At 64.3% G+C, this 10,098-nt stretch carries 7 protein-coding genes; 3 read left to right on the top strand and 4 right to left on the bottom strand.

All coding sequences use genetic code 11. The features are described from left to right. Positions 1-167: 167 nt before the first annotated feature. Positions 168-3,935, bottom strand: a complete 3,768-nt coding sequence (locus ACZYOF_RS39505) for a vitamin B12-dependent ribonucleotide reductase (protein WP_463719129.1) — start codon at positions 3,933-3,935, stop codon at positions 168-170. A gap of 796 nt (positions 3,936-4,731) precedes the next feature. On the opposite strand from ACZYOF_RS39505, the gene ACZYOF_RS39500 reads away from it, so the two are divergent. Then, positions 4,732-5,628 carry a DMT family transporter gene (locus tag ACZYOF_RS39500; RefSeq protein ID WP_130582407.1) on the top strand — a complete coding sequence of 299 codons (897 nt, stop codon included), beginning with the start codon at positions 4,732-4,734 and terminating at the stop codon, positions 5,626-5,628. A 121-nt stretch (positions 5,629-5,749) separates the two neighbouring features. Here the strand turns inward: ACZYOF_RS39500 and ACZYOF_RS39495 are convergent, their stop codons facing one another. Then, positions 5,750-6,154: a response regulator gene (locus tag ACZYOF_RS39495; protein ID WP_463719128.1), complete on the bottom strand. Its 405-nt coding sequence runs from the start codon at positions 6,152-6,154 to the stop codon at positions 5,750-5,752. Between the two features lie 209 nt (positions 6,155-6,363). Continuing rightward, a complete protein-coding gene (locus ACZYOF_RS39490; RefSeq protein ID WP_463719127.1) occupies positions 6,364-7,047 on the bottom strand; it encodes a BA14K family protein in 684 nt (227 codons plus the stop codon). Between the two features lie 264 nt (positions 7,048-7,311). Here ACZYOF_RS39490 and ACZYOF_RS39485 point away from each other — a divergent pair, with 264 nt between their 5' ends. After that, positions 7,312-7,722, top strand: coding sequence for an NADH:ubiquinone oxidoreductase subunit NDUFA12 (locus ACZYOF_RS39485; protein ID WP_463719126.1), 411 nt, complete (start codon positions 7,312-7,314; stop codon positions 7,720-7,722). A gap of 337 nt (positions 7,723-8,059) precedes the next feature. Here ACZYOF_RS39485 and ACZYOF_RS39480 read toward each other — a convergent pair whose 3' ends face one another. Beyond that, positions 8,060-8,746: a DJ-1/PfpI family protein gene (locus tag ACZYOF_RS39480; protein WP_463719125.1), complete on the bottom strand. Its 687-nt coding sequence runs from the start codon at positions 8,744-8,746 to the stop codon at positions 8,060-8,062. Positions 8,747-8,866: 120 nt separating this feature from the next. On the opposite strand from ACZYOF_RS39480, the gene ACZYOF_RS39475 reads away from it, so the two are divergent. Then, entirely contained in the window at positions 8,867-9,805 is a 939-nt protein-coding gene (locus tag ACZYOF_RS39475) for a GlxA family transcriptional regulator (protein ID WP_282527990.1), read from the top strand. Positions 9,806-10,098: the final 293 nt, after the last annotated feature.

Below are 10,098 nucleotides of genomic sequence, written 5' to 3'. Positions count from 1 at the left end.
TGCGGCCCTTCAAGCTCACCACAATCCCATGACGATCAAGCCCGTTGCCCATGTCACAAGGGCCGCGTAACATTCATTCTGGCAACGTCGGCCCGACGTAGTTCAACACCGATCGGGACATCCCCAGCCATCCCCTTTAATCACAATGATTGCAGATTAGCGGCGGATCACGAACACCCCGTCGTGCTTCCACACGTGTCGCACTTCATGCACGTGCCATTCCGCACCAGCGTGAAGTTGCCGCACTCCGAGCACATCTCGCCCTCATAGCCCTTGGCCTTGGCCTCCGCACGGCGTTCGGCCTTCGTCGGGGCGACGGCTGCCGCGGTGCCGGCTTTGCTCCAGTGCACGGTGCCGACCTTCTCCGCGGGCGAGAGGTCGTGCTCTGTCTCCTGCTTCAGCGCCACCGCGCCTTCGAGGGTGTCGGAGATGCGGGACGTCGCGCCTTGCGAGGAGAGGGCGGTGACGCGGGAGCCGCCGGCGGGGGCGTTGTCGGTGGTCTGGCTGACTGCGGTCGAGCCGCCGCGCATGACGACGAGGTTGTCGGTGCGCGAGCGGGTGAGGCCGCGTGACAGGTACTTCGTTGCCTGGTGCTGCGGCCCCTCCGGGTCTTTGCCTTCCTCGACGCCCTTGCCGAGCGCGTCGAAGCCGCTCTCGTTGGGGTCGACATGGGCGAGGTCGAAGCGGGCGAGATAGCTCACCGCGAGCTCGCGGAAGACGTAGTCGAGGATCGAGGTCGCATACTTGATGGAGTCGTTGCCCTGCACCGGGCCCGCCGGCTCGAAGCGGGTGAAGGTGAAGGCGTCGACATATTCATCGAGCGGCACGCCGTATTGCAGGCCGAGCGAGACCGCGATCGCGAAGTTGTTGATGAACGAGCGGAGCGCGGCGCCTTCCTTGTGCATGTCGATGAAGATCTCGCCGAGGCGGCCGTCGTCATATTCGCCGGTGCGGAGATAGACCTTGTGGCCGCCGACCACCGCCTTCTGGGTGTAGCCCTTGCGGCGGTCGGGCATCTTCTCGCGCTCGCGCATCACGACGATGCGCTCGACCAGCTTCTCGACGATCTTCTCGGACACCTGCGCGGCGCGCGCGGCCATCGGCTTCTCGTAGAGCGCCTCCACCGCATCGTCCTCGTCCTCATCATCAGAGATGAGCTGCGAGTTGAGCGGCTGCGACAGTTTTGAGCCGTCGCGGTAGAGCGCGTTGGCCTTCAGCGCCAGCTTCCAGGACAACAGGTAGGCGGACTTGCAGTCCTCGACCGTGGCGTCGTTCGGCATGTTGATGGTCTTGGAGATCGCGCCCGAGATGAACGGCTGCGCTGCCGCCATCATGCGGATGTGGCTCTCGACCGAGAGATAGCGCTTGCCGATCTTGCCACAGGGGTTGGCGCAGTCGAACACCGGATAGTGCTCGGCCTTCAGATGCGGGGCGCCTTCCACCGTCATCGCGCCGCAGATGTGGACGTTCGCCGCCTCGATCTCGCGCTTGGAGAAGCCGATCGCCGACAGCAGGTCGAAGCCGGGGGTGGCGATCGCCTCGGCGCCGATGCCGAGCGTGTCGCGGATGAAGTCCTCGCCAAAGGTCCACTTGTTGAAGGCGAACTTGATGTCGAAGGCAGTCGGCAGCGCCTTCTCCACCTTGGCAATCGCCTCGTCGGTGAAGCCCTTGGCTTTCAGCGTGGAAGCATTGATGCCCGGCGCGTTGGACAGCGAGCCGTGGCCGACGGCGTAGGCCTCGATCTCCGCGATCTCGCTCTCGCGATAGCCGAGCGCGCGCAAGGCTGCCGGCACCGCCTGGTTGATGATCTTGAAGTAGCCGCCGCCGGCGAGCTTCTTGAACTTCACCAGCGCGAAGTCGGGCTCGATGCCGGTGGTGTCGCAATCCATGACGAGGCCGATCGTGCCGGTCGGCGCCACCACGGTGGTCTGGGCGTTGCGATAGCCGTTGGTCTCGCCGAGTGCGAGCGCATCGTCCCACGCCCTGGTCGCATGCGTGACGATGTCGGCTTGCGGGCAGGAGGCGTGGTCGAGCGGCACCGGGTTGACCGCGAGCGCCTCATAGCCGGCCGCGTTGCCATGCGCGGCGCGGCGGTGGTTGCGGATCACCCGCAGCATGTGGGCCGCGTTCTTCTTGTAGCCGGGGAAGGTGCCGAGCTCGGCCGCGATCTCGGCCGAGGTCTTGTAGGCGATGCCGGTCATCACGGCGGTCAGCGCACCACAGAGCGCGCGGCCTTCCTTGGAGTCATAGGGCAGGCCCATGGTCATCAGGAGGCCGCCGATATTGGCGAAGCCGAGGCCCAGCGTGCGGAATTCGTAGGAGAGCTCGGCGATCGCCTTCGACGGGAATTGCGCCATCAGCACGGAAATCTCGAGCACGATGGTCCAGAGCCGGCACAGATGCTCGTAGGACTCGATGTCGAAGCGCTTGGTCGTGGTGCTGTAAAAGGTGAGCAGGTTCGCGGACGCCAGGTTGCAGGCGGTGTCGTCCAGGAACATGTATTCCGAGCACGGATTGGACGCGCGGATGTCGCCGGACGCCTTGCAGGTGTGCCAGTCGTTCATCGTGGTGTTGAAGTGCAGGCCCGGATCGGCGCTGGCCCAGGCGGCGTAGCCGATCTTCTCCCAGAGATCGCGCGCCTTCAGCGTCTTCGTCACCTTCCTGTTGGTGCGGGCGATCAGGTTCCAGTCGCCGTCGGTCTCGACAGCGCGCAGGAAGTCATCCTTCAGCGACACCGAGTTGTTGGAGTTCTGGCCGGAGACGGTGAGATAGGCCTCCGAATCCCAGTCGGTGTCGTAAACGTCGAACTGGATGTCCTTGTAGCCTTGCCTTGCGAACTGGATCACCCGCTTGATGTAGTTATCCGGCACCATGGCGCGGCGCGCGAGCTTGATCTCGCGGCGCAGGGCAGGGTTCTTCTCGGGATCGAAGCAGTCGTCGCCGCTTCCTTCGCAGTTGACGCAGGCCTTCAGCACCGCCTTCAGGTGCTTCTGGTTGATCTTGGAGCCGGTGACGAGGGCGGCGACCTTCTGCTCCTCCTTCACCTTCCAGTCGATATAGGTCTCGATATCGGGGTGATCGATGTCGACCACGACCATCTTGGCGGCGCGGCGCGTGGTGCCGCCGGACTTGATCGCGCCGGCGGCGCGGTCGCCGATCTTGAGGAAGCTCATCAGGCCCGACGAGCGGCCGCCGCCGGACAGCCTCTCACCTTCGCCGCGCAGGCGCGAGAAGTTCGAGCCAGTGCCGGAGCCGTATTTGAACAGGCGCGCCTCGCGCACCCAGAGGTCCATGATGCCGCCGTCGTTGACGAGGTCGTCCTCGATGCCCTGGATGAAGCAGGCGTGCGGCTGCGGATGCTCGTAAGCCGATTTGGACTTGGTCAGCTTGCCCGTCTTGTAGTCGACGTAATAGTGGCCCTGGCCGGGGCCATCGATGCCATAGGCCCAGTGCAGGCCGGTGTTGAACCATTGCGGCGAGTTCGGCGCCACCATCTGTTTTGCGAGCTGATAGCGGATCTCGTCGAAGAAGGCCTGCGCGTCCTCGTCGGAAGAGAAGTAGCCGCCCTTCCAGCCCCAATAGGTCCAGCAGCCGGCGAGGCGATCGAACACCTGCTTGGCCGAGGTCTCGCCGACATAGCGCTCGCTCTCAGGCAACAGCGCCAGCGCCTCGGTGTCGGGCACCGAGCGCCACAGGAAGGCAGGGACAGTCTCCTCCTCGACCTTCTTCAGGCGCGCAGCGACGCCGGCTTTACGGAAGTATTTCTGGGCGAGCACGTCGGAGGCGACCTGCGACCAGAACTCGGGCACCTCGACATTCTCCGCACGGAACACGATGGAGCCATCGGGATTGCGGATCTCAGACGTGGTCAGCCTGAAATTGATCCCGGCGTAAGGAGATTGTCCGGTCGTGGTGTTGCGCCGTTCGATAAGCATGCGTCGTGCCCCGTCTTCTGCCCGGCCCCCATTGCCGCAGGGGTGATCCGGAAATGTTATTCCTAGAGCGAGCCCCTGGTCCCATCCTTCCGTCCAAAGGGTGGGGGGCCAGAGCCCCGCAAGCTCAGCCGGTGGACCGGCCTGTTTCTCTCGATCGCCGGTATCGGCTGGTACCGATCCGGCGACGGCATGTCCCTGACCGGCCCAGGCGGACCGTTCGGGTCATGCGTTCAACGCCTCAAAACTCGTAACGCGACAGGTCACCAATGGGCCTCTTCCGGCCCGTTATTGGCGTCCCAAAATGCCCGGGAAATTCCGGGAGGAATTTCCGAAATCGCGGGCAGCAAAGCCCTTCACCCGCAGCCTGTTCGGCTGACGGAGTGGTCGTTCTGGACCCTTTTGGGAGCGACCGGCGGGGACCCGAAACACACTCGCGCCGAACAAAAAGAAAGCTAGGCCAAGTCCGTGACGCTCGTCAAGGATTAGTACGAGTTTCTGAATCAAATACTAAATATGGTGGAAAAGGGAGGAAAACAGGGGGCATGCCGCGCCTGTGATCCGGCCAAGTATCAGTGAGTCCTCAGGGATTCCCAAGAGAAAAAAATCTCATGGGTGCTGTGGAACAACGGCTTCGCCCGCTTTTCACAGGGCAGGTATTTTTGGCGCCTGATGGATTGAATTCCGAAGACTCACGTGAGCTTACGGAGAAACTACGGGCAGGCATGCTGGCGGGCCCGTGGTCCGCCGCCCAAATCGAAGGCATGGTCGCCGCCGATTCCATTCCCTGCCGGGCTCCATGACAGAATCAAAACCGACCGCGCGCGGCCGACTCGCGCCTGCGGGCTTCCTGTTCCTCGCCGTCACTTCGGTGGGCTGGGGCTTCAACTGGCCGGTGACGAAGTACCTGCTGAGCGAGCTGCCGCCGCTGACGCTGCGCGGCGCGACCGGCGTGGTCGGGGCCGTGCTGCTGGCCGTGCTTGCGGTCGTTCGCGGGCAGAGCCTGTCGGTCGGGCGCGCGATGTGGCTGCGCTTGATGCTGGCGTCGCTACTGAACGTCACCGGCTGGATGGTGCTGATGGGGCTCGCGCTGCTCTGGCTGCCGGCCAGCGAAGCCGCGCTGATCGCCTACACCATGCCGGTCTGGGCCTCGTTGCTGGCCTGGCCGGTGCTTGGCGAACGGCCGACGCTGCTCCGCACGATCGCGCTGCTGATGGCGTTTGCCGGGCTCGCCGCCATCATGGGCAGCAACGGAATTGCTGCGAGCCGCGAAAAGCTGCCGGGGATCATCATGGCGATTATCGGCGCCTTCGGCTTTGCGCTCGGCGCGGTGCTCGCGAAGAAATTGCCGTTGAAGATGGAGCCGATCCCGGCGGCGGCCTGGCAGATTGGGCTCGGCTGCCTGCCGGTGGCCGTGGTCGGTCTTCTCATCGAGACCTCGCATCTTGATCGCGTGACGACACTCGGCTGGTGGCTGCTCGTCTATTCAATCCTGATCCAGTTCTGCATCGCCTATGTGAGCTGGTTCGCCGCGCTCAGGCGGTTGCCGGCCTCGATCGCGGCGATCGGCACCATGGCGGTCCCCGTGATCGGCGTGGTGGCGTCCGCAATCGCGCTGGGCGAGCCGCTCGGGCCGACGCAGGTCGCAGCGCTCGTCTTCACGCTCGCCGCCGTCGTGCTGGCCACACGGTCCTAGAGCGTGATGATTTTCTCCGAATCGTCATCCCGCTCTATCTTTTTGCTTGAGCATGATCTTTTCGGAAAACCGGTGTCCACTTTTCCGGATCATGCTCTAGCTGCTCGACCGCCTTGTGTCTTTACTTCAAGAGGCGGGACGATGCCGCTGATTGAGCGAGGCATTCGTTGACGGTGGTGATCAGCGCCTCCGGTGTGAATGGCTTGCGCAGGCAGCGCGCGGCGCCGAGCTCGAGGGTCATGCGCAGGAAATCCGGCGCTCGCTCGGCGTTGGCGAAGGCGTAGCCGGACATCGCGATGATCGGGATGTCGGGCGCGCGCTCATGAAAGATCCGGATCGATTCGAAGCCGCTCAGATGCGGCATGAAGACATCGATCAGCATCACATCGAAGCCTCGATCCTCGAGCGCGACCATCCCGGCCTCGCCGCCGTCGGCGACGGTGACGTCAAAACCCTTGCGCTTCAGACAGACCTCGATGGCGGCGCACACCATGGGGTCATCATCGACCACGAGAACGCGCGGCACGACGGATCCTTTTGTTGAGATGATATCTGCGGATGCCGACCCGCACGGCCGACTCGTTGATTAAGGCGCAAGCGCGATAGCACGTCTGCAAGATGCCGTGCATATGAGATTCGCTTGCGAGCTAATTCACGTTCGCGAAACTGAAGGCAACCTCTCAACAAAAAAGGGCGGCTTTCGCCGCCCTCTCTCACGCAAGAAGAATCAGCCGGTCAGGGGCAGGGATGACGCTGACCGTCATAGCCGAGATAGGTGCCCGACGCCGGGTCGTAGGACTTGTAGCGCTGCTGGCAGTAGGCGACGTCACCGCCGCCAGGCGCGACCGCAACCGCAGCGCTGTCATCGTAGTAGCCGTCGTCGTAGTAGCCCGCTCCGTATCCATAGCCGCCATAATAGTCGTCGTAATAGGCGCTCGACGCGAGCGCGCCGCCGATCACGGCGCCTGCAGCAACGCCGGGCCAAACTCCGTAGCCGCGGTGACCATAGCCGCCGCGCCAGCCGGGCCGATACCCACCGCTCCACCCGGGCCGGCCGCCGCTCCAACCAGGATTAGCAACCGCGCCGCCGCGGAAGGCGGGAGCGCCCGCGAACTTGGTGCCAAGGCCGGCGCCGCCGCCGGCAAAGGCGCCGCCTCGGTAGCCACCGCCACCGCCGGCAAAGCTGCCGCCTCGGAAGCCACCGCCGCCACCGGCAAGGCCGCCGCCCCGGAAGCCGCCGCCTCCACCGGCAAAGCCGCCTCCGCGGAATCCACCTCCACCGCCTCCAATCGCCGCTCCGCCGCCGCCGACCCGCCCGGCCGAGAACTTGGTACCCTGCGCAAAACCTTCGCTCGGCACCACGAGCGGCAGCGCCAGCGCGAGCGCCGCGGCGGTGCCTAAAATCTTGAGATTGATCATCATTGGGACTCCATCTGCGGGACATGACCCAACCCTTTCCAGGGGCCGGTGTTCCCGAGCCTCGCGCCACCTTGCTGCGCGGGGCCTCAACCTCTCAGATAGGAACTGTATGGCGAATGAACGGGTTAGACCAAATTCCGCGACAATTGGCCGCCAACACTACACCGTGTTGTTCCGCCCTGGGGCACAACACGTACGGCAATCTGGACAATTCGATCCGCGGATGGCATCACAGCCCAACGATCCCGAACCGGCCGGCGCTTCATGAAACAATTCCTGCTCAAAATCTTCACGTGGTGGAACGGCCAGACCTTTGGCACGCAGCTCTGGACTTGGCGGTTCGGCGAACTCGTCGGTACGGACGAGCAGGGCAATCGCTACTATCGCACCCGTGGCGGCAAGATCGATCCGGTGCTGCATTTCGAGCGCCGCTGGGTGATCTATAACGGCTACGCCGAAGCCTCGCGGGTGCCGCCGTCATGGCACGGCTGGCTGCATCACGTGGTCGACATGCCGCCGACCGAAGAGAAATACACGCCGCGGGAATGGGAAAAGCCGCATGTGCCGAACATGACGGGCACGCCGGCGGCGTATCGTCCATCCGGCTCGACGCTGGCGAGCGGCCGCCGCCCAAAGGCGACCGGCGACTACCAGCCCTGGACGCCCGCAGGCTGAATCAACCTCATTCGTGCGTTGTGCGAGCGCGCAATTTGCGCGTGCAGCGCACGCGCGCCTGTGAACAACGGTAACAGCGGGGACGGGCAGTACGGCCTTCTTGCGCGTCACGCGGGATTGGAGCTCAATACGGTCATCTTACGGAGGTGGATGACCACCGCGTCGGATCGGGCTCCAGAATCGCGACTGCCCCGATGAGCAGCGGCCTTCGAGTGGGATGCGGCCGGGACATAGGCCCCCGGTGCAGACGTCCTGAAATCGCCCGTTAATGTGAGGCCACCGTAAGACAGGAAAGGCCGCCCGGGAAACCTGGCGGCCTTTTTCTTTGCGTTGAAATTTATGCGAGCCGTGCCGCGGCGCGGGCGATCATCTCGCCGCGGCGCGCCTGTGACGATGCCATCTTCTCTTTCATGAAGGCGAGGATTTCGGCCGGCGCAGTGTCCGGCGAGCCGGCGTTGAACGGCGGCTTCGGATTGTATTCGAGCCGAAGCTGGATGGCTTCCGCCGTCCTGCGGTCGACCAGCTCCGACACCAGTGTCAGCGCGAAATCGATGCCGGCGGTGACGCCGCCGCCGGTGATGCGGTTGCGGTCGATGCAGACCCGCGTTCGCGCCGGGATCGCGCCGAACGCGCCAAGGAAATCGATCGCCGACCAGTGCGTCGCGGCGCGATAACCTTTGAGCAGACCGGCGGCGCCGAGCACCAGCGAGCCCGTGCAGACCGAGGTGATGTACTTCGCGCCCTCCGCCTGCTTGCGCAGGAAGGCGAGCATCTCCTCATCGTTTGTCATGTCGTCGGCTCCCATGCCGCCGGGGACGCAGATCACGTCGAGTTGCGGACAGTCGGCAAAGCTGACCGTCGGCATCAGCGCCAGCGCGGTATCGCTCGGCACCGGCTCGATCCGTTTCCACACCAGATGCACTTTGGCCCCGGGCACGGAGGAGAACACCTGCAGCGGACCGGTAAGGTCGAGCTGCGTCACCTTTGGAAACACCAGAAGTCCGATCTGTAGCGGGGTGGACATGGGAGGACCTCAATATCGGTTGACCGCGACACAATGACATGGCGGCCTCATGTCCAAAATGGCATAATTCCCTCATTTCAGGACAATCCTCCGTTTTGGAGACCGATAGGAGAAGGTCTGATGATCGGCGTGCTCATCTTCCCTGAGTTTCAATTGCTGGATGCCGCCGGCCCGATCTCGGCCTTCGAGATCGCCGCGCGCTCTGCCGACAATCCGCCCGCGTTGAAGGTGATCGCGGTGACGCCAGGACCTGTGCGCTCGTCCTCGGGCGCTGAGATGTTCGCGCGAGGGCTGCGACCGTCAGCGGCGATCACGACCCTGATCGTCGCGGGCGGCGAGGGGGTGCGTACGGCGGCGAGGTGCGCAAAGACTCTGGCGTTCGTGCGCATGCTGGCCAAGCGCGGTGTCCGCATCGCGAGCGTCTGCTCGGGCGCCTATATCCTCGCCGAAGCCGGCCTGCTCGACGGCCGCCGCGCCACCACGCATTGGCAGCGGACCAAGCATTTCGTTTCCGCCTATCCGAAAGTGAAGCTCGAGCCGGATCGCATCTTCACACGCGACGACAACATCTGGACTTCGGCCGGGATCAGCGCCGGGATCGACCTGGCGCTGGCGATGATCACCGAGGACTATGGCGAGGAGATCGCGCAAAAGACCGCGCGGCATCTCGTGCTCTATCACCGCCGCAGCGGCGGCCAGTCGCAATTCTCCTCGCTATTGGAGTTGAAGGCTTCAAACGGCCGCTTCGGCCCGTTGCTCGCCTGGGCGCGCGAGCATCTCGATGCGCCGCTGACGGTCGAGGACTTGGCGGAGAAGGCCGGCATGAGCTCGCGCCACTTCACCCGCGCCTTCGTCGCGGAGACCGGCACGACGCCATCGAAAGCGGTGGAACGCCTGCGCATCGAGGTGGCGCGGCAGCGCGTGCAGTCCTCCGTCGAGGCCATCGAGCGCGTCGCAGAGGCGACCGGCTTTCGCGATCCCGAGCGGATGCGCCGCGCCTTCATCCGCGCCTTCGGCCAGCCGCCGCAATCGCTGCGGCGTGCGGCGAGGGCGGGTTAGTTAGAGCGTTTTCGAGCGAAGTGGGTACCGGGCCGCGTGATCCGGCAGCACGATCAGAACTTCGCCCCAAGCCCCAGCTTCCCACCGACGGATGACTGACCCCGCCCTTCGACATTGTAGAGAAGTCCCGCGTCGAGCGTCCATTGGTCTTGAGTCTTCAGGGAAACAGGTAGTGTGCGGAAGGTTCTGCAAAAGCTGAGAGGCTGAAGCGGTCATGGTAAGTCCGGTGATTGCGAAGATCACCGCTCATAGAGGAGCTTGGACCCGCCATGACCGTGACGAAGATTAGGACG

It is taken from the genome of Bradyrhizobium sp. LeoA1Lang (assembly GCF_055413685.1).
This window is presented reverse-complemented; position numbering and strand designations above follow the sequence as displayed.

Coding starts and splice junctions, on each gene's coding strand:
- ACZYOF_RS39505 (WP_463719129.1), bottom strand. CDS start 3,935: ATGCTTATCGAACGGCGCAACACCACGACCGGACAATCTCCTTACGCC.
- ACZYOF_RS39500 (WP_130582407.1), top strand. CDS start 4,732: ATGACAGAATCAAAACCGACCGCGCGCGGCCGACTCGCGCCTGCGGGC.
- ACZYOF_RS39490 (WP_463719127.1), bottom strand. CDS start 7,047: ATGATCAATCTCAAGATTTTAGGCACCGCCGCGGCGCTCGCGCTGGCG.
- ACZYOF_RS39485 (WP_463719126.1), top strand. CDS start 7,312: ATGAAACAATTCCTGCTCAAAATCTTCACGTGGTGGAACGGCCAGACC.
- ACZYOF_RS39480 (WP_463719125.1), bottom strand. CDS start 8,746: ATGTCCACCCCGCTACAGATCGGACTTCTGGTGTTTCCAAAGGTGACG.
- ACZYOF_RS39475 (WP_282527990.1), top strand. CDS start 8,867: ATGATCGGCGTGCTCATCTTCCCTGAGTTTCAATTGCTGGATGCCGCC.